The following is a 24,671-nucleotide window of genomic DNA, read 5'->3' on the forward strand; positions in this document are numbered from 1 at the left end:
CAGCTCGGGATCATGCGGTGGAGTGATCGAGGGCCAGGACGGCGGCGCCCACTGCGCCGGCGCTGTCGGCCAGCTCCGCGGGGCGGATCTCGGTGGGGACCGTGTACGCCGCCGAGCGTGTCAGCGACTGGTTCAGGCCGTCGGCGAACAAGGGCAGACAGGACGCCGCGCTGCCCCCGATGACAGTCACTCTCGGCTGGTAGACGGCGTGAAGGGCGGCCAGGCCGCGGCCGACGAGAGCGCCGTACTCGGTGAAGATGCGGCGCACCCCGGGGTCGCCGGAGGCTGCCTCGCTGCCGTGCCGCAATGTCTCGCGGGCCGGGTGGTCCTCGCCGAGCCGGGCACGGAGCATACGTTGCAGAGCGCTGCGTGAGGCGGCCTGCTCCCAGCAGCCGGTCAGGCCGCAGTAGCAGACGGTGGGATCGGAGCCCACCGGAAGGTGGCCGCCTTCGGGATGGGCGCCGTCCAGACCGCGTACCGGACGCCCGTCGACCAGCATGGCGGCGCCGATGCCGGTGCCTAGCGTGATCATGAGCATGCGGTCGCAGCTGCGCCCGGCTCCGGCCGCGTGTTCGCCGAGAGCGGCGCTCACGGCGTCGTTGTCGATCAGAACCGGTACGCCCAGGCGCTTGCGCAGAGCGTCGACCAGCGGGAAGTCCGAGAACCAGGGCAGGGTGTCCTGGTTGTGGATGATTCCGGCGGCGTTGTCCACCGGTCCGCTCGCGCCGACCCCCACGGCGGCCGGCACCGTGCCGGGCGGCAGCAGGCCGGTGACGAGCCGTGCCAGTCCCTCGATGCGGTTGTGGACCGGTCCGGCGCCGAGTTCAGTGCTGAGAGCCTCGGCGGAGGCGGTGATCCGGCCGTCCTGCCAGGCGACGGCCCTGATCCCGGTGCCACCGAGGTCGAGGCCCACGACAGGGGCCGTGTGCCGCCCGCTCACAGCGTGTCCGTGATCTTGCGGCCGAAGCGGAACTCGCCCGGGGTGTGCCCGGCGGCGCGCGCGAGCGCCACGGTGAGCTGCTGGACGTGCGCCATGCCGAACACCAGCCGTTCGAAGGCGTCGCCCCCGGCCGGGGTGGCGAAGTGCTCGGTGCCCGGGTAGGCGCGGGGGCCCACCGTCACCACGGCCGAACCGCTGGCGGTCAGGTCCCGGGCGAGCGCGGACAGTGTCGCGTCGCGCTCGTCACCGGTGCCGAAGAGCAGCACGGTCAGGCCCGGCCCCGCGAGCTCCAGCGGACCGTGCCGGAAGGCACCGCCCACATATCCCTCGGCCGCCACCCGGCTGGCCTCCTTGGTGATCAGTGCGCCGGTCAGTGCGGTGGCCGCGTCGGGGCCGGTCCCGACATAGGCGAAACGGGGGTGCGCAGCGGTCAGGGCTTGCTCGGCGAGGCCGGTGGGCAGCGGTGGGTCGCCGAGCAGGGCGCGCAGTTCCCCGGCGGTACGGCGCAGTCCGGCGGTCGCCTCCTCGTCCTTCTCGCCGCTGTGCAGTGCGGCCAGGACCCGGCGGTGTGCGGCGAGGGTGTTGACGTAACTCTTGGTGCTGACGGTGGCCTCGGGGCCGCTGTGCAGTTCGATCAGTACGTCGGCGGCGCGCGCCAGCGGGCTGGTCGGGTCGTCCGTGGTCGCCAGGACGGTGCGGGGCCGGCTCACGCCCTCGAGGCGCTCCAGCAGGGCGAGCAGCTCACCGCTGCGGCCGGACTGGGAGGTGGCCCACAGCAGCGTGTTCGCGGTGATGCGCTCGGGGGTGTCGAGGAGCTGCCCGGAGTCGATGCGCCAGACGGGCAGCCCACCGGCCGCGAGGGCGCGTTCGACCGGCACGAACGAGTAGAGGGACGAGCCCATGCCGGTGAGGACGATGCGGTCGTACCCGGTCAGGTCGATCCCGGCGAGAGCCGCGGGCAGGGTGCCGTCCGCCTGCCGGAGCAGGGCGTCGGGCTGCGCGTCGATGTCGGCGAGATAGCCGACGGTGGAGACAGGCTTGGTCATCAGGGGTCCTTCCGTACGCATGTGCGCTGGTAAAAGGGGTGACCAGGGGGGCCATCAGCCCATCACGCACGAAAGCGTGCAGTCAATAAGCGAAAGCGTGCAAAGAATTCCGCACGGAGTGCGATGCGGAGGTGAGCCGGCGGAATACGGTGTGCGGGTGTCGGGTGGCGTTACGGCTGGCTGTCCTCGACAGTGACGCAGCGCAGGTTGGGCCCGTACGCGGCTCGCTGGTCCGTGGGCAGCTCGTCGTCGGTGATCAGTGCGGAGACGGCGTTCAGGTCGCACACCGGGGCGAGCGACCTGCGGCCCAGCTTGGAGCTGTCGGCCACGATCGCGACCCGCTCCGCCGCCTCGATCATCGCCTGTTTGACGGCGATCTCGACCACGTTGACGTTGGTGATCCCGGCCTTCGGGTGCACGCCCTCGGCCCCGAGGAACGCCCAGTCGACGTGCAGTCCGCGCAGCGAGGCCACGGCGCCCGGGCCGACCAGGGTGTAGACGGTGTCCAGCATGACTCCGCCGGTCATGTGCAGTTGAGCACCCGGGTGTCCGGAGAGGCACAGAGCGACCATCAGGTCGTTGGTGATCACCGTGAGGTTCTGTCGCTGCCGCAGCGCGGCGGCGACCTGGTACATGGTGGAACCGTTGTCGATGATCACCGACTGGCCGTCCTCGACCAGTTCGGCGGCTGCCTCGCCCAGCGCCCGCTTCGCCCCGGCTCGCTGGTTGCGTCGCACGTCGTACGGCGTGTCCACGGCCTCGGCCGGGTCGGCCGGCAGTACCCCGCCCCGGGTGCGGCGCACCAGCCCCGCCCGCTCCAACTGGGCGAGGTCACGGCGGACGGTCGATCCGTCGACGCAGAACTCGCGCGCCAGCTCCTGGGCTCCGGCGTACCCGCGGGCCCGGACGCGCTCCAGCATGAACCGCCGGCGCTCGGCAGAGGACTCGGACACGGGGCAACCTCCTGCGACTTGTCGGTCGGCCGACAACCCTACGGGGCGTGCGCACGGTGGTGCACGCCACCGTGCACCACCGCCGACTTACGCGCCGCGAGCAGCGGCGGCGGCCCGGAATCGTTCTTCCAGCTGCTCCAGCGTCCGGCCCTTGGTCTCCGGCATGCGCAGGCAGAACAGTACGAAGAGCACGCAGACAGCGGTGAACAGCCAGAAGGTGGTTGGCGTGCCCAGGCCGTCGAGCATGGGCAGCGAGGTCAGGCCGATCACCAGGTTGGTGGCGAAGATGACGAAGGTGGCCACGCCGGTCGCCTTGGCCCGTACATGCAGCGGAAAGATCTCCGAGATGACGACGTAGGCGACCAGGCCGGGACTCACCGCGTACATCACGATGTACAGGCTCAGGAAGGTGAACGACAGCCAGTTGGCGCCGGGCAGGTCGGGGACGGACATCACCACGGCGAGGGCGGCGAGGGTGAGCGTCATGCCGACGGCGCCCGCCAGCAGCAGCGGCTTGCGCCCGACCCGGTCCACCAGGGCCATACCCACCACCGTGAACAACACGTTGACGACACCGAGGCCGACGGTGGCCAGCAGCGAGGAGCTGGAGCCCATCCCGGCGGACTGGAGAATCTGCGGGGCGAAGTAGATGACCAGGTTGATGCCGCAGCCGTTGGCGAAGAACGCGACCAGCACGCCGACCAGCACCATCGGACGCACCCAGGGCGTGTTCAGCTCACGCCAGCCGCCGCTCGTGCGGGCCTCCTGCGCGTGTACGAGCTCGATCTCCCGCAGCTCGGCCTCCACGTCGTCCTGGCCCCGGACCCTTCGCAGCAGGCTTCGTGCGGTGTCCGAACGGCCGCGGGCGACCAGCCAGCGCGGCGACTCGGGCACCAGGAGCACGCCGGCGGCCAGCAGCAGGCCGGGTACGGCCGCGAGCCCCAGCGACCAGCGCCATGCCTGACTGTCGGCGAACAGGGCGTTGACGCCGTAGGCGAGCACGATGCCCAGCGTGGTCAGCAACTGGTAACCGGCCACGAGCGCACCCCGCAGGCGTGCCGGTGCGAGTTCGGCGATGTAGACGGGGACCAGTACCGACGCCGCGCCCACCCCTGCCCCCAGCAGTACGCGGGCGAGCAGCAGTACCGTCAGGCCGGGGGCGGCTGCTGACAGCAACGCCCCGACGGTGAACAGTACGCCGGACAGCAGCAGGGTCGGCCGGCGGCCGTAGCGGTCACCGAGCGGACCGCCGGACATGGCGCCGACGGCGCCTCCGAACAGGGAGGTGCTGACGACGACGCCCTCCATGAAGCTCGACAGGCCGTAGTCGTCGGCCACGAAACCCGCCGCGCCTCCGGCCACGCCCGTGTCGTAGCCGAAGATCAGGCCGCCGAGGGTACTGACGGCGATGGCCAGGTAGACGTACCAGGTCATTCGTCCCGTGTCCGGGCTGGACTCCGAGGAAGCAGCGGTTAGGGAGGTGGGTGCGCCCTGCGGGGCGTCCGGGTTGGTTTGCATGCGTGACCGTCCTTGATGTGCTCGCGGCGGAACCCACCCTTCAGCACGCGACTGTGTCGTGCTTGAGCGGACCCGCGGTGCGCGGAGGGTGTCCATCGGTTTCTCGGAGTTCGGGTGGCGGTCGAGGACCGACCCGTGGACCTCCGCAATGGCAGGATCCTCCGCTGCACGTAAGCGTGCAGTCAATAGCCCCAATCGTGCGGAAAATACTGCACGCTACCTGCATTTCGCGCAGGTAACGTGCGGATTTCGTCGTCTTCTGCAAGCACGACCTCTCGGCAGGTGCCTCGACTTCGGTGTCATGTGCCGGCTGCCCGCCATGGCGGCGATGTCCAGGGAATTCGACAGGCGAAGTGCCGGAACGTGGTCCGGATCTGCGCCGATCCCGGTTCGGACGCGGTCCGGCCGGGCTCGGCCGGGTTCCCGCTACTCGCGTTCGACCGGGCCCGTGGACCCGCGCACCACGAGATGGGTCGGTAGGACCCGCTGCACCGGCTCGGGGTGTTCCTCCCCCGCCGGTGTGCCCAGGCCCCTGAAGAGCAGGTCGACAGCGGCGCGGGCCGCGTGCGCCTTGGGGACGTGCACGGTGGTCAGGAGCGGGGCCGCCATGCCCGCGAGGGCGATGTCGTCGCAGCCGGTCACGCTCATCTCGTCCGTGACTCGGACGCCCCGCGCGGTGAACCGGCTTATGAGGCCGAAGGCGACGATGTCGTTGAAGGCCACCACTGCAGTGGCGCCGGAAGCCAGCACCACGTCGGCGGCGCCGGTGATGCCCCCGTCGAAGTGCGGGGCGACGCTGCCGACATGGACGATCTCGACGTCGTTGGCGGCGGCCGTCTCGTCGATGCCCGCCGCGCGCTCCTGGGCCATCCAGGTACTGCGCGGCCCGCCGGCATACGCGATCCGCCGGTGGCCGAGTGCCTGGAGGTGGCGCAGGGCGTCGGTGATGCCCTCAGCCATGTCGGCAGTGACGCTGGCGAAGCCGGGCTCCTTGCGGCGCAGCAGCACCACGAGCTTGGGCGTGAGCCGCATCTGGACCTGGGCCCCGCTGTACGCGTACGTCACCGGGGTCCGCGCCGGGCTCGTCGGTGTAGACGGCCACGATTTTGGCGGCCCGGTCGGCCGGTACGCCCCACGACAAGATCTCGGCGACCACGAGCGGCCTCCTTCTCCGGAAGCCCGACCCCGTACGCGTCCTACCCCGTACGCGCCCGACCCCGGACGCGTCCTCTCCGCACCGAATGCTGGTGAGGCCGTGGACGCACCGGCAGGGCTGGCACCGGCTCACGGCGTGGAGAGCCGGCCGGTGGCACCTTCCTGGCGGCGGTCCATGAGTTCCCGGGCTCGACGCACGAACGTCTCGTGCAGTTCGCCGGCCGCCTGTGACACGGACTCCGCCCGCCGGCGTTGCAGCATCAGCAGCACCCGGGCGGAGTCGTCGGTCAAGGGGCGGCACACGATCCGGCCACTGCGTTCGAGCGGGTCGCCGAGCACGCTGAAGTCGGGCAGCACCGTCGCCCCGAGCCCTTCCGCGACCATCAGCTTGCCCATTTCCGCGCCGTCCGTCGAGTACGAGAACGCCGGAGTGCGGCCCGCCAGGAGGCGATGCACGTAGCGGTGCATCACGTAGCCGGTGCGCATCGCGATCAGCGGCTCGGTGAGAAGGTCGTCCACGCAGACCTCGTAGAGGGCCGCCAGTGGACTGTCCGGCCGTACGCACACCACCGGCCGCCCGCGCAGGAGCTCGGTGGCTTCGAAGCCGGCGGGCAGGTCGTCGCCGTCGAGATGGTTGACCAGGCCCAGATCGAAACCGCCCTCGGCGAGCCCGCGTTGGATCTCCGTCTGCCGGGCCCCGACCACTTCGACGTGGGTGAGCGGATGAGTGGCCCGGAACTCCCGCAGGACGGGGATGAGCAGCGGGACCGTCGCGGCGTTCACCGTGCCGACGCGCACCATCCGGCTCAAGCGGTGCTGCTCCCCCGCCGCCACCCGCAGCCTGTCCACGGCCTCGAGCACGCTGACGATGTGCGGCATCAGCTCCTGCCCCACCGTGCTCATCGTCGCCCCGGTGCGTTTGCGCTCCAGCAGGTCGACGCCCAGTTCCCGCTCCAGGTTGCGCACCGTCTCGCTCAGCGCGGGTTGCGACAGGCGTAGTTCGTCGGCCGCCCGGCGCAGCGAGCCGAGCCGGGTGACGGCCGTGATGTATTCCAGCTGTTCGGTTCGCATGCCGGAAGAATGCGTCGGATTCGAGAGGTGTTCAAGGCTTTCCCTGTCACACGTTCGTGAAATTCAATGGTCCGCGATACGAGAACGGTCGGGTTTTCCTTGACGGTGCTCGACGACTGCTGCGACTATCAACGGCATGAAGAAGCGACTGGACCTCACGCGGCGACGCCACGTCGACCTCGCACGTGTCTCCAGCGCCTCCTGTCGCGCCGCGGCCTGACCACTCCGCCGCAGATCACACCCCTCACCGCCTGAACCGGGCCTGCCCGCGCGTCCCCTGCGGCGTCGCCACGCCCGTTCATGGCTCATTCGTTTTCAGGTGCACGACCGTCGATTTCGGTGTGCCCGAAAACAATTCCGCACCAGGAGTTCCGCGATGTCCGCAGCGCCCGTGAAATTCGCCTACTGGGTCCCCAACGTCAGTGGTGGGCTCGTCACCAGCACGATCGAACAACGTACCGACTGGGGGTACGAATACAACCGTGAACTCGCCGTCCTCGCCGAGAACAACGGCTTCGAATACGCGCTCAGCCAGGTCCGCTACATGGCCAGTTACGGCGCCGAGTTCCAGCACGAGTCGACCAGCTTCAGCCTCGCTCTGCTGCTCGCCACCCAGCGTCTCAAAGTCATCGCCGCCGTCCACCCCGGCCTGTGGCACCCCGGGGTCCTCGCCAAGCTCGGTGCCACCGCCGACCACCTGTCGGACGGCCGCTTCGCCGTGAACGTGGTCTCCGGCTGGTTCAAGGGCGAGTTCACCGCACTCGGCGAGCCCTGGCTGGAGCACGACGAACGCTACCGGCGCTCCGAGGAGTTCATCCGCGCCCTGCGCCAGATCTGGACCGAGGACCACACCGAACTTACCGGCGACTTCTACCGGTTGCGTGACTTCTCCCTCAAGCCCAAGCCGTTGACCAGCCCCGGGCGACCGCACCCGGAAATCTTCCAGGGCGGCAACTCCTCGGCCGCCCGCGCCATGGCGGGCCGGGTCTCCGACTGGTACTTCTCCAACGGCACGGATCACGACGGGGTGACCGAGCAGATCAACGACGTCCGCAGGTCCGCGATCGAGGTCGGCCGTACCCCGCCGAAGTTCGGGCTGAACGGCTTCCTCATCGCCCGGGACACCGAGGCCGAGGCCCGCGACACCCTCCGCGAGATCGTCGCCAAGGCAGACACGGCGGCTGTCGAAGGCTTCAGCACCGCCGTGAAACAGGCCGGCCGGTCCACCTCCGACGGCAAGGGAATGTGGCAGGACTCCACCTTCGAGGACCTCGTGCAGTACAACGACGGCTTCCGCACCGGGCTGATCGGCAGCCCCGAACAGATCGCGGAACGCATCGTCGCCTACAAGCGACTCGGCGTCGACCTCCTCCTGCTCGGGTTCCTGCACTACCACGAGGAGGTCGAGTACTTCGGCAAGCGCGTACTCCCCCTCGTGCGCGAGTTGGAAGCCCAACTCCCGCGGCAGCCCGCCGAGTCCGCTCTCACCTGACACACCGCACCGCACCGCGAAAGAGGTAACACCATGAGCACCGCCACACCCACCGACTGGCACACCCGGCCCGCCCCCGCGACCGCCGAGGAGTGGATCGCCCGCGCCGCCGAGGTCTCCGCCGTCCTCGCCACCGACGCCGCCGCCCGCGACCGGGCCGGCGCCACTCCCCACGCGGAGATCCAGCTCCTCAAGGACTCCGGCCTGGTCACCCTGCTCGGGCCCGTCGAGCACGGCGGCGCCGGTCAGGACTGGACCACCGCCTACCGGGTGGTGCGCGAGGTCGCCAAGGCCGACGGCTCCATCGGCCAGCTCCTCGGCTACCACTACCTGTGGAACTGGGCCGCCCGCCTCGTCGCAACCCGCGAGCAGTGGGAACACGTCGAGGCCGAAGCCGCCCGCAACCAGTGGTTCTTCGGCGGCGCCGTCAACCCGCGCGACCATGACGTCGTCGTCACCGAGGACGGCGACGACCTGGTCTTCACCGGCCGCAAGACCTTCTCCACCGGCAGCAAGGTCTCCGACGTCACCGTCCTCGAAGGCGTCTTCGAGGGCACCGACCAGCACGTCTTCGCGATCGTCCCGTCCGACAGCGCGGGCTTGACCTTCCACGACGACTGGGACAACATCGGCCAGCGGCTCACCGAGAGCGGCGGCGTCACCCTCGACGGCGTCCGCACCCCCTGGTCCTCGGCGGCCGGATACGTCGACAAGAAGTTCCAGCCGCGCGTCTACAACACCCTCAACGTCCCCACGATCCAGCTCGTGTTCGTGAACTTCTACCTCGGTGTCGCGGCCGGCGCCCTGGAAACCGCCGCCACCTACACGCGCACCAAGTCCCGCTCCTGGCTGCATGGCGGGTACGACCGCGCGACCGACGAACCGTATGTCATCGACATCTACGGCGACCTGACCGCCAAGCTCTGGGCGGCGGAGGCCCTCGCGGACGCGGTCGCCGCCGAAGGACAGCGGCTGCACGACGACCCGGACGCCGTCACCCCCGAGGCCCGCGGCGCCTTCGAGGTCCGGGTCGCCGCGGTCAAAGCCCGCGCCACCGATGTCGCCCTGGAGATCGGCAACCGGATCTTCGAGGTCACCGGCGCCCGCGCCACCGCAACCGACGAGGGCCTGGACCGCTTCTGGCGCAACGTGCGCACCCACACCCTGCACGATCCCGTCGCCTACAAGCGCCGCGAGGTCGGTCGCTGGGTTCTGGAGAGCGAGCTGCCCGAACCCACCTGGTACTCCTGACCGTCCCCTTCCGGGCGCCCGTCCCGCACGGGCGCCCGGGCTCCCAGAAAGAGGCAGCCTCATGGCCACCGTCCTTTCCGTCTCCGGCAGCCCCTCCGCCGTCTCCCGCACCGGCCGCCTGCTGCGCCATCTGGACCGGCGGCTGACCGCCCAGGGACACGAGGTCATCCCCCTCGACGTCCGCACCGTCCCCGCCGAGGCACTGCTGGGCGCGGATCCGCACCACCCCGCGATCGTGGAGATCGGCGAACTGCTGGCCCGCGCCGACGGCCTCGTCGTCGCCACCCCGGTCTACAAGGCCTCGTACTCCGGTGTCCTCAAGGCGCTGCTCGACCTGCTCCCGCAGTACGCGCTCGCCGGGAAGACCGTCCTGCCGCTCGCCACCGGTGGCTCCGTCGCCCACGTGCTCGCCATCGACTACGCGCTCCGCCCGGTCCTGTCCTCGATGGGCGCCGCCCACATCGTGCAGGGCTGGTTCACCCTCGACAAGGACATCTCGGTGCGCGACGACGGCACGCTCGCCCTCGCACCGGCCGTCGCCGAGGCCCTGCGTCCGATCGTCGACCAGTTCTCGGCCGCGCTCGGGTACCGCCGGCCCGTCCTGGCCGCGGCGGGCTGACCCCGATGAGCGCCCACGTCATCGCCGATGATGCCGAGGCCCTCGCCGTTGCCACGGCCCTCGCCGACGAGTTCCGCACCGGGGCCGCGCAACGCGATACGGCACGCACACTTCCCACCAGCGAGCTGGACCGGATGTCGGCGTCCGGCCTGCTCGGCGTGACCGTCCCCGCGCAGCACGGCGGCGCCGACGTCAGTTCACTGACGCTCGCGGAGATCTTCCGGCTGCTCGGTTCGGCCGACAGCAGCCTCGCGCAGATTCCGCAGAGCCACTTCGTATACGCCAATGTCATCCGCAGACAGGGCACTGAGGAGCAGCAGAAGTTCTTCTTCGCCGAGCTGCTTGCCGGGCGCCGCTTCGGCAACGCCCAGTCCGAGGCGGGCACCCGGCACGTGCAGGAGATCCGCACCCGCCTGACACCCCGGCCCGACGGCTCGTATCTGCTCACCGGAGTCAAGCACTACTGCACCGGCGCACTGTTCGCCCACTGGATCCCCGTCCTCGCCCTGGCCGAGGACGACCGCCCGCGAGTCGCCTTCGTCCCCCGGGACGCCGACGGTCTCACGGTGGCCGACGACTGGGACGGCATGGGCCAGCGGACGACCGCGAGCGGCACCGTACGCCTGGACGGCGTCGCCGTCCCCGCCGACCGGGTCCTGCCGCACCACCTGACGTTCCAAGGACCCCAACTGCACGGAGCGGTGGCACAGCTGCTGCATGCCGCCATCGACGTGGGCGTCACCCGGGGGGCGCTGGCCGAGGCGGCGGAGTTCGTGCGGACCAAGTCCCGGCCCTGGTTCGAGAGCGGGCTGGACACCGCCGCCGAAGACCCGCTGCTGATCCAGCGATTCGGTGAACTCGCCCTGCAGGAGCGTGCCTCGGTGGCGTTGTTGCGCGAAGCCGCGCGGGCGGTGGACGCGGCTCGTGATCATCTCACCGACGAGTCGGCCGCCGAGGCCTCCATCGCGGTGGCCGCGGCGAAGGTGCGGGCGTCCGAGGCCGCCGTGTCCGTCGCCGGCGCACTGTTCGAGGTCTGCGGCACCCGGTCCGCGCTCAACTCCCTGAATCTGCACCGTCATTGGCGGGACGCCCGTACCCACACCCTGCACGACCCGACCCGCTGGAAGATCCAGCACATCGGCCGGTACGTGCTCAGCGGCACCCTGCCGCCCCGTCACGGCCTGCTCTGACGGCCTCGCGATCGGAGAAATCCTGTGTCCCTCACCTTCCACTGGTTCCTGCCCACCAACGGCGACAGCCGCCATGTCGTCGGAGGCGGCCACGGCACCCCTGCGACGGCCCTGGGCCGGGAGCGGCCACCGACGGTCGCTTACCTGAGCCAGATCGCCAGGGCAGCCGAAGACGTCGGCTTCGTGGGGGCGCTCACTCCCACCGGCGCCTGGTGCGAGGACGCCTGGCTGACGACCGCGATGGTCAGCCAGAACACCGAGCGGCTGAAGTTCCTGGTGGCGTTCCGGCCCGGCTTCGTCTCACCCACGCTCGCCGCGCAGATGGCGTCCACGTTCCAGCGGCAGAGCGGCGGACGGCTGCTGCTGAACGTGGTGACGGGTGGCGAGAGCCATGAGCAGCGCGCCTACGGTGACTTCCTCGACAAGGACGCCCGCTACCGCCGCACCGGTGAGTTCCTGGAGATCGTGCGCGCGTTGTGGGAGGGGAAGAGCGTCGATCTCCGAGGTGAGCACCTCCGGGTCGAGGCCGCCAGGCTGGCCCGAGTGCCGGATCCCGTTCCCGAGGTGTACTTCGGAGGCTCCTCGCCGATCGCCGGCGAGGTCGCGGCTCAGCACGTGGACGTGTATCTCACCTGGGGCGAACCGCCGGCCCAGGTCGCGGAGAAGATCGCGTGGATCAGGGGCCTGGCGGCCGAGTCGGGACGGACCCTGCGCTTCGGGATCCGGCTGCACGTCATCACCCGGGACACCGCCGAGGAGGCGTGGGCCGAGGCACGGCGGCTCCTCGCCGGGTTCGATCCGCAGACGGTCAAGGCCGTCCAGGAGGGACTCGCGCGAAGCGAGTCCGAGGGACAGCGGCGCATGCTGGCACTGCACGCGGGCCGACGGGACGCACTGGAGATCCACCCCAACCTGTGGGCGGGGATCGGGCTCGTCCGTGGCGGCGCGGGCACGGCCCTGGTCGGCTCCCACGAAGAGGTCGCAGAGCGGATCAAGGAGTACGCGGCTCTGGGGATCGAGGAGTTCGTACTGTCCGGCTACCCGCATCTGGAGGAGGCGTACTGGTTCGGAGAGGGGGTGCTGCCGCGGCTCGCGCGGGACGGACTGTGGCGGCATCCGGCCGGGGCGGCGGCCGCCCCGGAGGCTCTGGTGCCGTTCGCGTCGTAGAGATGGACCTGCCACCGGAGCGTCGCGACGACCCCGGAGCGAGTCCAGTCGCGACTCCCACTCATCGATCGAGATACATGCCGATCGAACCGTGCGCAGCGGTGTCGGCGAAGCCGAATTTCTCGTACAGGAAGCGCGCGGGTCCGTCCGCGATCAGCGAGACGTACGCGGTGGCGGGCGCGCGGCGTTCCAGCTCCTCGATGAGTGCGGCCATGATGCGCTTTCCGAGCCCTCGTCCCTGATGCGCGGGATGCACGCACATGTCCACCACCTGGAACGCCGTGCCGCCGTCACCGATGATCCGCCCCATGCCTATGGGCTCATTCTCGTGATAGAGAACCACGCCGTACCACGCGTTGGGCAAGGCGAGCGCGACCGCTTCGGGAGCTTTGTCGGAGAGCCCGGCGTCGACGCGCAGACGGCGGAACACCTCGACGGAAGGCACATCCGCACACAGCGAGTAAGGACTCCTCATCTCATTCATGCATTACATGCTAAGTCGTGTGCCGTTCGCCGTCACTGAAGTCGTGGGCGGTCACGGGGTCTGACCGCGTTCGACGGGCACACACCGGGCAGCCTTGTGGTGCTGTTCACCGACTTCGCGACCTGCCCGCTGCAGCCCGGCGAGAACCGGCTCCCGGTCGCGATCGAGGCCGGTGACCTCCTCGGCGAACCGGAGTGGGCGGACCTCCTCACGCCCGCGGACCGGCGCGGCCTGCCCCGTTGTCCTGGTCCCACGTCCGGCCCTACGGCGAGGTGAAACTCGCCATGACCGGCAGACCCCCGCTCAACACGGGCTGACCAGTGCCCGGTTGGGGATCCCTTGCCTACACGGCCTGTGATCCGGCAGGGGTATCACGATCGCCTCGGAACACAGCGCCGCGAGATCCCTGGGCGTCCGAAGCCCGCGCCGATCCGACGTCGAGCGCTCAGCGCTTGGTTTCGTACCTGGTCAGGACCAGGCCCTCGGGAAACGTACGGGTCTCCACCAGGGTCAGGTTCACCCAGTCGTCCAGGGCCGTGAAGAACGGCGTGCCGCCGCCTACCAGGACCGGATGGGTGACGAGCACATACTCGTCGATCAGCCCGGCCCGCATGGCCGCCGCGGCGAGTGTGGCACCGCCGATGTCCATGGGGCCGCCGTCGTCGGCCTTGAGCCTGGTGATCTCGGTGACCGCGTCGCCGGTGACCAGACGGGTGTTCCAGTCGACCGTGCTGGTCGTGGAGGAGAACACCGCCTTCGGCATGTCCCGCCAGCGGCGGGCGTACTCGATCGCCGCCGGTGTGGCACCCGGCTGCTCGTCGGCGGTCGGCCAGTGGGAGCTCATCGCCTCCCACAGCTTGCGCCCGTACAGCGCCAGGCCCGTCGCGGCCACCCGGTCGGACCACCACTGGAACAGCTCGTCGCTCGGCACGCTCCAGCCGAGGTCGTCGCCGGGCGCGGCGGTGTAGCCGTCCAGGCTCATGTTCATGGCAAAGGCCAGTTTCCGCATGGCGTCAGCCTCCCGTGAGTCGGTATTCGGCGTACAGACCAGCACGGCGCGGAAAAATCATCGGTCGGGCCACACTGCCGCAGTACGTACCGGATGCACTCCGGATTCACTGCGGCGGAGCTTCTACGATGATCATCGCGACCTGCCGCGGGTTCTCCGTCCGCCGCAGGCAAGGTGTACGCCTTTACCGCGGCAGTGCCGGGAGGGCGGGCCGGCGTGACGATCGAACCGTTGACCGAACTCGGGACCGGGGACGCGCTCCGGCTGCCGCGCGCCCGGGTGGTGCCCCTGTCCGCCCCGCCCTCGTCGTACACCGGGCCGAATGCCGGCGATCAGCACCACGCGCCCGCGCACCGGTGATGCCCCCGTAACGCCGCGAAGGCGAGGCCGCGACGTCCCGGGTGCGATTCTGCGGCAACCATGCCTGGGCCCCTCGGAGTCCCGACGCGCGTTACCCATGACCCTTCGGTGAGCCGGCACGCCGAGCAGTTCGCCGCCGTCATCGCGGGCTCCCTCGCCCGACGTCGGGTCCAGTGTGACCTGCTGAGCACTCAGGCGGGCGCACTGGAACACAACGTCTCCCCGCAGGTAGCCGCCCGCGCGCGGCCGTGGCCAACGTCGCCGGCATCGCGGCGCCGGCCCGCCGGCACCTTCCTGAGCCGGGCGACAGCGCACCGCAGCTGATCGCAACCATGATCATGACCGACGGTGCCGTGTGGACACCCGCACGGCCCTCCCCGGCCATGCTCGCCGCCTACGAAGCCGACCCCGCCCTCACCGCTTTCAAGCCGGACTTCCCCGCTGCCCTGCAGGAGATACTGGCCACGCTCACCGTGGGCACCATCGCCCGCGCCTCCACCTGAGCCCGTCCAGGCAGTGGCCATGGGCCGGGCACCGGTGCCACGCCCCCCCGCGGCGGCCGATGTCGCCCTGCTCGTCCAGCGGATCCGTCTGCCGGCGGATCAGCTGGGAAAGGCTGCGGCAGGCCGGGGGCACGGCCCGCTCCCCCTGGCGTCGCCGGCCCCGCACGGGCGGGGTGCCCTGGGCGCGTGATCCGCACCGTCCCCGACCGGCACCCAGGTGCACGCCCTACTTCGGTGCCTGGAAGCCGCCGATCTTCTGCTCGAGCAGTTCGGCCAGCCGCAGCGGGGTGCGGTCCTCGAACATCGGGCCGATGAGCTGCACTCCCACCGGCAGCCCCTCGGGGGACCGGCCCGCGGGGATGGCGGTGGCGGGCAGACCGGGCATGGTGGCCACACCGGCCCAGACGTGCTGGTCGAAGTACGGGTGCCCGACGCCGTCGATGTCGATCCGGCGTTCCGGCGGATCGGGGTTGTGGTCGTGCGGGAAAGCGGGAGTGGGCGTGATGGGACACACCACGGCGTCGAAGTCGGCGAAGAGCTGCCGCCAGCCGTGGCGGTGGAGCTCGCGACGGCTGTTCGCCTCGATCCAGTCGCGGTGGCTGAACACCATCCCGCGCAGCCGCGCCGCATCGAGACTCTGGTCGTCCGCGCTCAGCCGGGCGGCGCGGGTCCGCAGTTCGTCGTAGGACTCGACGGGGAAACGCGCGACGGAGCCCGAGAACAGCAACCGCGTGTAGGGCGTCGCGGCTTCGGCCGGATCGGGCAGCAGCGGGCTGTGCCGTTCGACGCGGGCGCCGTCGTCCACGAGCGCGTCGGCCACGCGCTCCACGGCCGCCCGCACGGCTGATCCGGTCGGGATGTGCGGATGCTCGTCGAGGACCAGGACCCGGAAGTCGCCGAGCCGCTCGTGACGCGCGGGCGGCAGCGCCACACTGTGCGCCTTGCCGAGCGTCAGCGGGTCCGGTCCAGCCATGACGTCGAGCGCATCCGAACTGATGAAGTCCTCCCCAGCCACAGACACATCGCCCGGCCGCCGTTGCCGTTGCCGTTGCCGTCGACGGCAACGGCAACGAGTCCGAACGGGCAGCGGACGTGAGCGGCCGTACGCCGCCCGCATTCAGCCCTTGCCGACCAGGGCCACCACTTCGGCGGCGTGCTCGATCGAGCCCTTCACCGTCTCGACGGCGTACAGCGAGTCGACGACGAAGTGGTCGATACCCGTGCGCTCCCGCACGGACTTGATGGTGTCGGCGACGGCCGACACCTGTGTCCCGGCGTCGATGTTGACACGCAGTACGGTGTCGATCTCCGACGGGTCCCGGCCCGCTTCCCGCGCCTGACGGTCAATCAGCTCTCGTTGGGCCAGCAGGCCGTCCACGTCCACGTAACTGGGCACCACGCACAGCGGCAGCCAACCGTCCGCACGCCGGGCCACCCTGCTCAGAGCACGCTCGGACAGCGCACCCAGGTAGACCGGCGGCCTGGGCCGGCGGTGCGGCTTGAGGGGAGAGTGGTGCGACGGCACGGTGATGTGCGCGCCTGCGTACTGGGCGGGATCGGTCGTCCAGATGTTCTCCAGCGCATCGAGCAGTTCTTCCATGCGCGCACCTCGCCGGTGGAAGTCCAGCCCGGCCGCTTCGTACTCCTCGGGGGACCATCCGATGCCGAAGCCCGGCAGAAGACGCCCCCGACTGATCAGATCGATGGTCGTCAGCGCCCGGGCGAGCTGCACCGGCGGGTACAGCGGGGCGATCAGTACATGCGTACCCAGTTCGACGCGTTCGGTGACACCCGCCGCGGCACCCAGCAGGACGAACGGATCGGCCGCGGCGTTGAGTTCGGAGGGGATCGTCGTGCCCTGACCGCCGTAGCCGATCTTCGGGGACACGGCGGCCAGATTGCGGTCACTGACCCACAAACTGTCCGCGCCCGCCTGCTCCACCTGCCGAGCGAAGTCCACGACCTCGTGCACGTGGGAGGCCTGCTTGTGGAACTGCGGAAGCGCAAAACCGATCTTCAATTTCCAGTCCTTGCTGTGACGAGGTGTGCGTCGTGCCGTCGGCTCACCGGACGCCCCATACACGTGAGCAGCAACAACGTGCTCTCTGTGTCCGGGAGTTGACCCTTCCAGGCTATACCGGCGCTCGCGGGATCCGCTGACGGGACGCGCGCTTACGGGATGGTGCCGGAGCCTGGCACGACCGACCAACTCCCGCGCCCGCAACGGCAGACACCTTGTTACCACCGGCATCCACCTCCTGGCGCGACGAGGCTGCCATGGCCCTCGACACCGACGGGCCCGACAGGAAGACCGACACATCCAGCCGCACACGGCCCGGATGCACGACTACTACCTGGGCGGCAAGGACAACTATCCGGTCGACGCGGGAGCCTCCGAGCGCGTCCTGCAAGGGCTCCCGCACGGCCGCGGACCCGCCGCCCGTGGATCACGACGGACCTTACGGACCTTACGGGCCTTCGCCGCCCCTCCACCTTGACCTTGCGTCTCGATAACTTTCCCTGTCCTGTGGTCAGATGGAGCACTTGGCCACGCAGGTGCACGCGCGTGACGGTAGTGGAGTTTGCGGCAGGTCAGGACGGGCGGGTTTACGTCGAAGTCCGCGGCAGCATCCAGGTTCTGTCCGTTTCCGGCCGCGTCCGAGGGCTCCTTGCGGCATCTTCGCGCCCAGCAGGCCCACGTTGCCGCCTCCTTATCAGGCGTGTGAAGTGGGCTACTGCCCGGTGGTCCCGCCGGACGACGTTTCCACAATGCGCTGCCACTTGACGCGCTCGACCAGGATCTGCTCGGCCTCCGGGTCGGCTTCCAGCAGGCCCATCACCTCGTCGAGGAAGTCCTCAAGGGGCATGGCCACGTCGGAGTTCTGCTGGTTCATCAGCGTGGTCCGGGTGGCCGGCGGGACCAGCTCGATCACCTGGACGTTGCTCTTGAACAGCTGCACGCGCAGGCTTTCGGTGTAGGAGTGGATCGCGGCCTTGGTGGCGTTGTAGGTCGGCGTGGCCGGCAGCGGCACGTACGCCAGGCCGGAGCTGACCGTCATGACGGTCGCGGCGGGCTGGGCGAGCAAGCCGGGCAGGAACGCGCTGATCAGCCGGATCGGGCCGAGCAGGTTGACCTCGACGGTGCGCTCGGCGACGTCCAGCGACGCGGGGTCGCGAAGGTACTCGGGCTCCATGATGCCGGCCATGGTGATGACGGTGTCGAGGGCCGGGTAGCGGATGGTGAGCTCGTCGCGGACGGCGGTGATCGACGCCGGGTCGGTGGTGTCGACAGTGATCGTGCCCAGACCGGGGTGCTCAGCGGCGAGCTGCTGCCTGCCGGCTGGACCTGGCCACCTGCGAGGTCGTCGGCTACTCGATGGCCGACCACCACCGCACCGGCCCCGTCGTCGGCGCACCGAAGACGCCGCCGGCCGCGGCCGTCTCCAGCCCGGCCGCATGGCGCATTCCGACCGTGGCAGCGCACCCACCAGCACCCAACTCCCGAAAAACAGTGGGTGAGTTGAGTCTTCGCGAAGGCTGCGGACACACCGGATCCCCCGCTACGACCGTGAGCGCGGTCGAGCACGGCGCCGTCCTGTCACCGGGTCTTTCCTCCGGCTGACGGCGACTCGGCACGATGGCCCGCCCCCCGTTGCCGGTGGAGAGCGCGCAGTCCGGCCAGCATGATGCCGAGGCTGTAGTGGAAGTCGTCCTCAGGGGTGCTGCCGGAGGCGTGGCGTTCGCTCAGGGCTCGGGCGAGAGTGGGGAAGGGGAACTGGTCACCGCAGGCCGTTGCACGTTCGGTGTCCGGGGCCGGCCGGGCCTGTTCCTCGACGGTGCGGCCGAGGACGAAGTGCACCAGGGCGCCTGCTGCACGGGAGGCGTCGCCGAGGCTGAAGCCGGCGTCGTGCAGGACCTCGGTGGTGCGCTCGATGAGGGTGCCCAGCGTGCGGGCGCGGGTGACGTCGGCGCCGATGGCGACACGGGCGCCGTCACGGTGGACGAGCAGGCTGCGCCGTAGCGAGCCGAGGGTCCGCTCCAGCCACTGCCACCACGGTTGCGAGGGCACCGGGCGGCTCAGTTCCGCCAGGGCGGAGGTGAGCATGGCGTCGGTCATCTGGTCCAGCAATGCTCGTTTGCTGTCGAAGTGCCAGTACAGCGCCGGTGCTTTGACGCCGAGTTCGGACGCGACCCGGCGCACGGTGAGCTTGTCGAGACCGTGGTCGTCCAGCAGTCGCAGGGCCGTCCTGGCGGCGGCTTCCCTGTCGATCGCCATATGTGCCAGCCTCCTCTCACCCTTGACACCTTAACAAGTTAAGGGCACGCTGAGCCACCCCTTCCCTTAACAAGTTAAGGAGATGTGCTCGATGAGCACCGATGTGATCGTGGTCGGAGCCGGACCGGTCGGCCTGCTGCTCGCCGCCGAACTGCGCTTGGCCGGCGCCGCACCGATGGTCCTGGAGCGACTCGCCTCGCCCTCCGGCCGGCGCAAGGCTCGCGGCGTGGGACCACTGGCCTTCGAGGCACTGCAACGGCGGGGGCTGGGCGAGCGACTGGCCGCGCACCAGCCTCAACTGAGCGCCGAGAAGACGAAGGACCACGGCAGCGCGAAGGGCCACTTCGCCTGGATCCACAAGATCGAACCCTCGTGGCAGGAGGAGCCCGACCGCCGGGGCGCTTTGATCTGGCAGCCGGACCTGGAGGCGGTGCTCGCCGAGTACGCCGCCTCTCTCGACGTCCCCGTGTACCGCGAACACACGGTGGTCGCCATCGTTCAGGACGACCAGGGCGTCACCGCGACCGTCCGCACCCCGGCGGGCGAGCAGCAGGTTCGGGCGGCCTGCCTGGTGGGCTGCGACGGCGGCCGCAGCACCGTCCGCGGACTGTGCGGATTCGGCTTTCCCGGCACACCCCCGCTGATGACCGCCCGTCAGGCCCGCGTCGAGATCAACGGGGCGGAGCGGCTTCCGCCCTCGGGTCGGACCCCGACCGGCATGCTGCTGCACGGCCCGGGTGTCATCGGCACCTTCGACTTCGCCGACGGGTCCGAGGACCGCCACGGGCCGCTCACGCGCGAGGAGCTGCAGACCAGCGTGCGGCGTGTGACCGGTATCGACGTGACCATCACCCGGCTCAGCGACGCGCTGCGGTTCACCGACAACGCCCGCCAGGCCGCCACCTACCGCCAAGGCCGGATCCTGCTGGCCGGTGACGCCGCACATGTCCACTCCCCCAACGGCGGTCAGGGCCTCGGCCTCGGCCTGCTGGACGCGGCCAATCTCGGCTGGAAACTGGCCGCACACGTGCGGGGCGAAGCACCGGCAGGGCTCCTCGACAGCTACCCCGCCGAACGACACCCCGTCGCCGCCGCCGTACTGCACAACACCCGCGCACAGTCAGCCCTGATGCGGCCGGGGCCGCACACCGACGCGCTGCGCGACATCGTCTCCGACCTCATGGACATCAGGGAGGTCAACCAGTACTTCGGCCGGATGCTGTCCGGGCTGTCGACGCGCTACGCGTTCCCTTACCTCCCAGCGGATGCCCACCCCCTGAACGGCCGTCACTGTCCCGACCTCCGCATAACCGTCACCACCGACGGCAGACGTCGCACCGCTCGGCTCAGCGACTTCACCCGCGCAGGCCGGGCGGTCCTTCTCGCACCCGCCGACAGCCCCGCGCTCACCGCGGCCGCCGGCTGGCGGGACCGGCTGGAAGTCGTCGAGGGCACAACGGTCGACGAGCACGGCCTGTCAGGCGTTCTCGTCCGCCCGGACGGCGCCGTCGCCTGGGCCACCGCCTCAAGCTCGCCCGCCGATGCCGATCCGCTGCGAACCGCACTGCGCACCTGGTTCGGCCCCTCGTCCTGAGAGGCCGGTTCGGTCGAGGCATTCGGGGAAGGCGCGGGCCTCGGCCGCGGCCGAGGGCAAGAGCCTCAAGCAGTACCTGCACAACCTCGGGGTCCGCGAGAGGCAGCGCAAGCGGTTCGTCGTCGGCGCGGCCACGTGGGCCGAGCGGCTGCGCGGCGAGTTCGACGAAACGTCTCCCGACGAGGTGCCTGGCATCCGGGCGCCGTGAGGGGACCGCGGCCGCCTGATGCCCCTGCGCATAGACGTCTCTGGGCTCCTCGACGTCCAGAAGGCCGCCCTCGGCCACGAGGACGTGTCCATCGCGGACCACTCCGCCCTGGTCGCGGCCGTCGCCCGGCACAGAACCGAACTGCGCACCCTGGCCACCGCCGACCCGGACGCCGTCTGGCCGGCGGCCGCGCTCATGCACACATCGTGCGTCTGGAGAGATCCGTCCGCGGGCAGAAGCAACAGGACCGCAGTGTCGTCGATGATCGCCAGATTGACCGCGCCGACACCACCGTCGATGGTCACCACGCGGGCGTGGTAATCGGCGAGACAGTGCATCTCCTCGCAGTGCGCTCGCAGCCACCGGTGCAAGGCCCTCTTCCCGGGGCGCTCAGCCCGCGGAGCCGAACGCGTCGTTCATCTTGTTCGGCGCGTCCTTCGCGGCACCCGGCACGTCCTTCTTGCCGCTGACGACCTCCAGGAACACGGTCGTTGGGTTCGCCGAGTTGTCGGCGCGTCATGCCGGTCGGTTCAGGGGCCCGCAGCGAATGCTGCGTGAGGGTAGGCCGCCTGTCTGCCGTGACCTGGCCTGACGTGTTGTCGGCCGCCGTCGCGTCCTGCGGATGCCGGGAGTGGAGGCCGCAGTTCCGGTCGCCGTGGAAGCGGTGTCGGGTGATCGGCAGGGCGGCGCTCTCCTCATCACTGACCTGGACACCGGTGGGTGGCCGCGGCCGCGACGTCAGTCTGGTCGTGCTTGCGCCGTCCACCGCGGGAGAGCCCGCGCGCACCCGACTGGTCGCTGCGGCAGGCACGTCGACGACGCTCTCGCCGCGGACGATGAGCCACTGAGCGAGATACCGGCCCAGTCCGTTGGCGTTCTCCACCGCCCATCTCCGCTGCGGCCACCGCTTGTCCCAGGCCAGCAGCCGCCGGTAGTCCGTCAGATTCGCCTCGATCCGCACCGCACCGTCCCGACCTGCTGGTTCAATTCTGGCTCGAGGGCGGTGGCGGTGGTGGCGGCAGGCATGGACTTACGGGGATCGATACCGAGCCATGTCACTGGACTGTGTCTCCACCGGCGACATACCCCGGGAGAGCCAGCCCCGAAGAGCGGCAGACGGTTCACGAGTCACCCGGCCCGACGCCCTACGGCACGGCTACGAGCGTCCACCCGAGTTCGGCGCCCGGACACGTCGGCACAACCGGCCCGTGACCGGTTAGGGCGTGTGGCGGAAGTCCCGCCTGCCGCGCGACGCCATGCACGCCCTCTCGCCGCACCGGGCGAAAGCCCAAGTACGTCCAGTACGAGGTTTTCGCCCGGCACGCCGAGAGCACGCCGCGCGGCCCGCCCTTCGGGCGAACGACGGGACTTTCGCAACACGCCCTAGCCGTGCGCCTCACCCGGCCGGACACGGCGTCGGGCCCCAGGCCGGCGTGAGCCCGACGCCGTTCGCCGTCGTACCCGGCCGCGGCTCAGTCCGTGAGCACGAGCCGGCACGTCTCACCCGGCTGTACGGGCACCGCACGGTCCGGCAGACGTATGTCGATGGGCGAACGGTCGGACGACGGCACCGCGATCTCCAGCCGGCCGCACGGGCCGCCGCGCGGCTTGCTCCGGCCGCCGGTGGCGGTAGGTGAGCAGAGCCCGCGAGACCTCCGGGAAGTGCAGGTTGAGACAGGGCAGCACGAACAGTTCGTCCCAGAAGACGTGACCGCGGTACGCCTCGCCGTGCCGTCCGCGGGCCGGCACGCCCACGTCCAGGTCGGCCGTGTGCGGTGAGAGGGTCTGCAGGATGTGGAAGAGGTGCGGGCGCAGGATGCCGCCCGCCTCTCCGGGGACGTCGAGTTCGGCGCGGCGCCAGAGCTGGTCCCAGGCCGTCAGGTGCCGCTCCAGCAGTTCGTCGGAGCCGGGTGCGGCGGCGACCCGGTCGACGGCCGCGCGCAACGGGTCGCTGATGGCGGGATCGCGGGAGGTGTGCAGGGCGACGGTCTTGTCGACGGTGACGGTGTGGCCGGCGGACGACGGAGTCTCTTGCTGACGACTGCCACGGCGAAGTAGTCGTCCGGCCGTGCCGTCGGGCGGCACGGCCCCGTTGCGGGGACCGTGCCGCCGGGAACAGCCGGCGCGGTGTTTCCGCGCCAGGAATCAGGCCACCAACGCGCTCGGCTCCTCCTCGGCTTCCTGGACCAGCCGCTCCAGCGTGGCACGGGCGCGGGACACCCGGGAGCGGACCGTGCCGACGGGGCAGCCGGCGAAACCGGCCGCCTCTTCGTAGGACAGCCCGACCACCTGGGTCAGCACGAACGCCTCCCGGCGTTCCCCGGGCAGGGTCTCCAGAAGGTCCAGCAGGGCCACCCCGTCGTCGAAGCCCGGCAGGTCGCGCGGCTGGGCGTGTTCCACGGCCACCCGCCAGTCGACGGCGTCCGCGATGCGCGGGCGGACCGCGGCGCGGCGCAGGCTGTCGGCGACCGCGCGCCGCGCGATCGACAGCAGCCAGGTACGGGCCGAGGCCCGGCCTTCGTAACGGTGCAGGCTCGCGAGCGCCCGCGCGAAGGTGTCCTGGGTCAGGTCGTGCGCGGTCTGCGGATCGCCGCTGAGGTGGGCGACGTAGCGCAGTACGTCGTCGTGCAGGGCGCGGACGAAGTGGTCGGCCGCGTCGGGGTCGCCACCACGGGCGGCCAGCGCCCAGGCGGTCGCCGACGCGTCCGCGCGGGCGCGTTCCGTCCGGGGAGCGGGCAGGACAGAGATCATCACGTGATGTCCTTCTCGGGTCGTCCGGGGCCGGCCCGCACAGGGGCATGGCTCACCGGCACAGGGAGGGCGTCCGTACCCGGGGGTACGGCGATACCCGGGGCCCGTCAGGGAGCACGTGGGTGCCCCGAGGTGGGGAGTCCGCCGGTCGAGCCGCGCGCGAGGGCGCCGCGGAAGGGAGGCGGCGGGGTGGGCCCCGGTGGATCCGGCTGTCTCAACAGACAGCGGCGCCCTCGGGTGGCCCCCGGAAGGTGAGGGAAGAGCACAGCAGCAGCCGCACGGGAGCCGGACACGCGGCAGCACGGCGTCCGCGCACGGACGGGCGGCTGAGCGGTGCGGGCAGGGCCAGCAGCAACCGCAGGGGCGCCACCAGCCGGGCGGCCGCCGCCCGCAGTACACGGAAGACGGCTCGCTCGCCGTGGGCGAGCCACAGCCCGCACAGGACCGCGGCGAGGAGGTGGGCGGCGAACATACCGACCGAGGCCGTACCGCTCATGCCGGCCATGCCGTGCATGTGGCCGGAACCGCTCATGCCGTGCACCGTGTGCGCAGCCGACCCCATGTCCATGCCGCTCATGGAGCCCATGTCCATGCCGCTCATGGAGCCCATGCCCATCGAGCCCATGTCCATGGGACCCATCGAGCCCATGTCCATGGGACCCATCGAGCCCATGTCCATCGAGTGCGAGCCCGTGGGGGCGCCGGCGGGAGGAACAGCGGCCGGATCGGACGCGAGCGTCTGCGCCAGGGAGAACGTCTCGTGAAGCACCGCCTGCGCGGCGGTCACGACCGCGACGATCAGTGTCCGGCCGCGCTCCCGGCCGGCCAGCAGCCAGCCGGCCACACCGGTCCCCGCCGCACCTGCGGCCATGGCCCACCAAGGTACGGAGGTTCCCGACATCGTGGCGTGGCCGAGGGCGGCGAGCAGGACGCAGACGGCGGCGAACACGCCGGCCCGCGTCGCGCGGCACAACCCTCGGACAGTCATAGCCCGTTCATCCTCGCACCCGGCATCCGAACGTCGTCAGGGGGTACGTACGGACTCCCACCCCCCGACTCACCGAAACAGGGGTGACTCAGCTCA

At 70.7% G+C, this 24,671-nt stretch carries 23 protein-coding genes and 5 pseudogenes; 13 read left to right on the top strand and 15 right to left on the bottom strand.

Annotated features, from left to right (window positions below):
- Window positions 1-10: 10 nt before the first annotated feature.
- The 6 genes from ACFV6E_RS22680 to ACFV6E_RS22705 all read right to left on the bottom strand — a co-directional run bounded on the left by ACFV6E_RS22680 (window position 11) and on the right by ACFV6E_RS22705 (window position 6,683).
- The gene (locus ACFV6E_RS22680; protein WP_385464052.1) at window positions 11-940 is read right to left on the bottom strand and encodes an ROK family protein; all 930 of its coding nucleotides are present in this window, start codon (window positions 938-940) and stop codon (window positions 11-13) included.
- On the bottom strand, window positions 937-1,986 hold the full coding sequence (locus ACFV6E_RS22685; RefSeq protein WP_385464055.1) for an SIS domain-containing protein: 1,050 nt from the start codon (window positions 1,984-1,986) through the stop codon (window positions 937-939). The genes ACFV6E_RS22680 and ACFV6E_RS22685 overlap by 4 nt, the downstream gene beginning before the upstream one ends.
- Before the next feature lie 170 nt (window positions 1,987-2,156).
- Window positions 2,157-2,939, bottom strand: a complete 783-nt coding sequence (locus ACFV6E_RS22690) for a DeoR/GlpR family DNA-binding transcription regulator (protein WP_385168753.1) — start codon at window positions 2,937-2,939, stop codon at window positions 2,157-2,159.
- Window positions 2,940-3,026: 87 nt separating this feature from the next.
- Window positions 3,027-4,457 (bottom strand): sugar porter family MFS transporter, encoded by a 1,431-nt coding sequence (locus tag ACFV6E_RS22695; protein ID WP_385464058.1) that lies wholly within the window; start codon window positions 4,455-4,457, stop codon window positions 3,027-3,029.
- 426 nt (window positions 4,458-4,883) lie between these two features.
- Window positions 4,884-5,522 carry a LacI family DNA-binding transcriptional regulator gene (locus tag ACFV6E_RS22700; protein WP_385168747.1) on the bottom strand — a complete coding sequence of 213 codons (639 nt, stop codon included), beginning with the start codon at window positions 5,520-5,522 and terminating at the stop codon, window positions 4,884-4,886.
- Between the two features lie 219 nt (window positions 5,523-5,741).
- A complete protein-coding gene (locus tag ACFV6E_RS22705; protein ID WP_385168744.1) occupies window positions 5,742-6,683 on the bottom strand; it encodes a LysR family transcriptional regulator in 942 nt (313 codons plus the stop codon).
- A gap of 136 nt (window positions 6,684-6,819) precedes the next feature.
- On the opposite strand from ACFV6E_RS22705, the gene ACFV6E_RS22710 reads away from it, so the two are divergent.
- From ACFV6E_RS22710 to ACFV6E_RS22735, 6 genes are all read left to right on the top strand, one after another.
- Window positions 6,820-6,903 carry a putative leader peptide gene (locus tag ACFV6E_RS22710; RefSeq protein WP_385168806.1) on the top strand — a complete coding sequence of 28 codons (84 nt, stop codon included), beginning with the start codon at window positions 6,820-6,822 and terminating at the stop codon, window positions 6,901-6,903.
- A 156-nt stretch (window positions 6,904-7,059) separates the two neighbouring features.
- Window positions 7,060-8,175: a dimethylsulfone monooxygenase SfnG gene (gene sfnG, locus ACFV6E_RS22715; protein WP_385168741.1), complete on the top strand. Its 1,116-nt coding sequence runs from the start codon at window positions 7,060-7,062 to the stop codon at window positions 8,173-8,175.
- 33 nt (window positions 8,176-8,208) lie between these two features.
- A complete protein-coding gene (locus ACFV6E_RS22720) occupies window positions 8,209-9,426 on the top strand; it encodes an acyl-CoA dehydrogenase family protein (protein ID WP_385168738.1) in 1,218 nt (405 codons plus the stop codon).
- Window positions 9,427-9,487: 61 nt separating this feature from the next.
- Window positions 9,488-10,045 (top strand): NADPH-dependent FMN reductase, encoded by a 558-nt coding sequence (gene ssuE / locus ACFV6E_RS22725; RefSeq protein WP_385168736.1) that lies wholly within the window; start codon window positions 9,488-9,490, stop codon window positions 10,043-10,045.
- Between the two features lie 5 nt (window positions 10,046-10,050).
- Entirely contained in the window at window positions 10,051-11,235 is a 1,185-nt protein-coding gene (locus tag ACFV6E_RS22730; RefSeq protein ID WP_385464061.1) for an SfnB family sulfur acquisition oxidoreductase, read from the top strand.
- A gap of 24 nt (window positions 11,236-11,259) precedes the next feature.
- Window positions 11,260-12,402 carry an LLM class flavin-dependent oxidoreductase gene (locus tag ACFV6E_RS22735; protein WP_385168731.1) on the top strand — a complete coding sequence of 381 codons (1,143 nt, stop codon included), beginning with the start codon at window positions 11,260-11,262 and terminating at the stop codon, window positions 12,400-12,402.
- Window positions 12,403-12,463: 61 nt separating this feature from the next.
- Here the strand turns inward: ACFV6E_RS22735 and ACFV6E_RS22740 are convergent, their stop codons facing one another.
- Entirely contained in the window at window positions 12,464-12,877 is a 414-nt protein-coding gene (locus ACFV6E_RS22740; RefSeq protein WP_385464208.1) for a GNAT family N-acetyltransferase, read from the bottom strand.
- Window positions 12,878-12,931: 54 nt separating this feature from the next.
- On the opposite strand from ACFV6E_RS22740, the pseudogene ACFV6E_RS22745 reads away from it, so the two are divergent.
- Window positions 12,932-13,162: pseudogene (locus ACFV6E_RS22745) on the top strand (DUF1684 domain-containing protein); the annotation flags it as partial.
- A 169-nt stretch (window positions 13,163-13,331) separates the two neighbouring features.
- Here ACFV6E_RS22745 and ACFV6E_RS22750 read toward each other — a convergent pair.
- Window positions 13,332-13,895, bottom strand: a complete 564-nt coding sequence (locus tag ACFV6E_RS22750; RefSeq protein ID WP_385464064.1) for a dihydrofolate reductase family protein — start codon at window positions 13,893-13,895, stop codon at window positions 13,332-13,334.
- Window positions 13,896-14,111: 216 nt separating this feature from the next.
- Here ACFV6E_RS22750 and ACFV6E_RS22755 point away from each other — a divergent pair, with 216 nt between their 5' ends.
- A complete protein-coding gene (locus tag ACFV6E_RS22755; protein ID WP_385464067.1) occupies window positions 14,112-14,255 on the top strand; it encodes a hypothetical protein in 144 nt (47 codons plus the stop codon).
- A 60-nt stretch (window positions 14,256-14,315) separates the two neighbouring features.
- Window positions 14,316-14,758 (top strand): annotated as a pseudogene (locus ACFV6E_RS22760) (hypothetical protein).
- 226 nt (window positions 14,759-14,984) lie between these two features.
- Here ACFV6E_RS22760 and ACFV6E_RS22765 read toward each other — a convergent pair.
- A pseudogene (locus ACFV6E_RS22765) lies at window positions 14,985-15,740 on the bottom strand (amidase family protein); the annotation flags it as partial.
- Between the two features lie 135 nt (window positions 15,741-15,875).
- Window positions 15,876-16,778, bottom strand: a complete 903-nt coding sequence (locus ACFV6E_RS22770) for a TIGR03619 family F420-dependent LLM class oxidoreductase (protein WP_385464070.1) — start codon at window positions 16,776-16,778, stop codon at window positions 15,876-15,878.
- A gap of 298 nt (window positions 16,779-17,076) precedes the next feature.
- On the opposite strand from ACFV6E_RS22770, the gene ACFV6E_RS22775 reads away from it, so the two are divergent.
- Window positions 17,077-17,256, top strand: coding sequence for an SAM-dependent methyltransferase (locus tag ACFV6E_RS22775; RefSeq protein WP_385464211.1), 180 nt, complete (start codon window positions 17,077-17,079; stop codon window positions 17,254-17,256).
- 234 nt (window positions 17,257-17,490) lie between these two features.
- Here ACFV6E_RS22775 and ACFV6E_RS22780 read toward each other — a convergent pair whose 3' ends face one another.
- Together ACFV6E_RS22780 and ACFV6E_RS22785 are read right to left on the bottom strand one after the other, a co-directional pair.
- Window positions 17,491-18,216: an SDR family oxidoreductase gene (locus ACFV6E_RS22780; protein WP_385464213.1), complete on the bottom strand. Its 726-nt coding sequence runs from the start codon at window positions 18,214-18,216 to the stop codon at window positions 17,491-17,493.
- A 140-nt stretch (window positions 18,217-18,356) separates the two neighbouring features.
- The gene (locus tag ACFV6E_RS22785) at window positions 18,357-19,034 is read right to left on the bottom strand and encodes a TetR/AcrR family transcriptional regulator C-terminal domain-containing protein (RefSeq protein WP_385464073.1); all 678 of its coding nucleotides are present in this window, start codon (window positions 19,032-19,034) and stop codon (window positions 18,357-18,359) included.
- 91 nt (window positions 19,035-19,125) lie between these two features.
- On the opposite strand from ACFV6E_RS22785, the gene ACFV6E_RS22790 reads away from it, so the two are divergent.
- The 3 genes and pseudogenes from ACFV6E_RS22790 to ACFV6E_RS22800 all read left to right on the top strand — a co-directional run bounded on the left by ACFV6E_RS22790 (window position 19,126) and on the right by ACFV6E_RS22800 (window position 21,157).
- A complete protein-coding gene (locus ACFV6E_RS22790; RefSeq protein ID WP_385464076.1) occupies window positions 19,126-20,628 on the top strand; it encodes an FAD-dependent monooxygenase in 1,503 nt (500 codons plus the stop codon).
- A gap of 34 nt (window positions 20,629-20,662) precedes the next feature.
- Window positions 20,663-20,855: pseudogene (locus ACFV6E_RS22795) on the top strand (hypothetical protein); the annotation flags it as partial.
- Window positions 20,855-21,157, top strand: coding sequence for a hypothetical protein (locus ACFV6E_RS22800; RefSeq protein WP_385168713.1), 303 nt, complete (start codon window positions 20,855-20,857; stop codon window positions 21,155-21,157). The pseudogene ACFV6E_RS22795 and the gene ACFV6E_RS22800, both read left to right, overlap by 1 nt.
- A 1,242-nt stretch (window positions 21,158-22,399) precedes the next feature.
- Here ACFV6E_RS22800 and ACFV6E_RS22805 read toward each other — a convergent pair.
- The 3 genes and pseudogenes from ACFV6E_RS22805 to ACFV6E_RS22815 form a co-directional block, all read right to left on the bottom strand.
- Window positions 22,400-22,849: pseudogene (locus ACFV6E_RS22805) on the bottom strand (glycoside hydrolase family 65 protein); the annotation flags it as partial.
- Between the two features lie 132 nt (window positions 22,850-22,981).
- Window positions 22,982-23,587 carry a sigma-70 family RNA polymerase sigma factor gene (locus tag ACFV6E_RS22810; RefSeq protein ID WP_385172578.1) on the bottom strand — a complete coding sequence of 202 codons (606 nt, stop codon included), beginning with the start codon at window positions 23,585-23,587 and terminating at the stop codon, window positions 22,982-22,984.
- A gap of 214 nt (window positions 23,588-23,801) precedes the next feature.
- Window positions 23,802-24,575, bottom strand: a complete 774-nt coding sequence (locus tag ACFV6E_RS22815; protein ID WP_385464078.1) for a hypothetical protein — start codon at window positions 24,573-24,575, stop codon at window positions 23,802-23,804.
- Window positions 24,576-24,671: the final 96 nt, after the last annotated feature.

This window comes from Streptomyces sp. NPDC059785 (assembly GCF_042732375.1).
Lineage (GTDB): Bacteria > Actinomycetota > Actinomycetes > Streptomycetales > Streptomycetaceae > Streptomyces.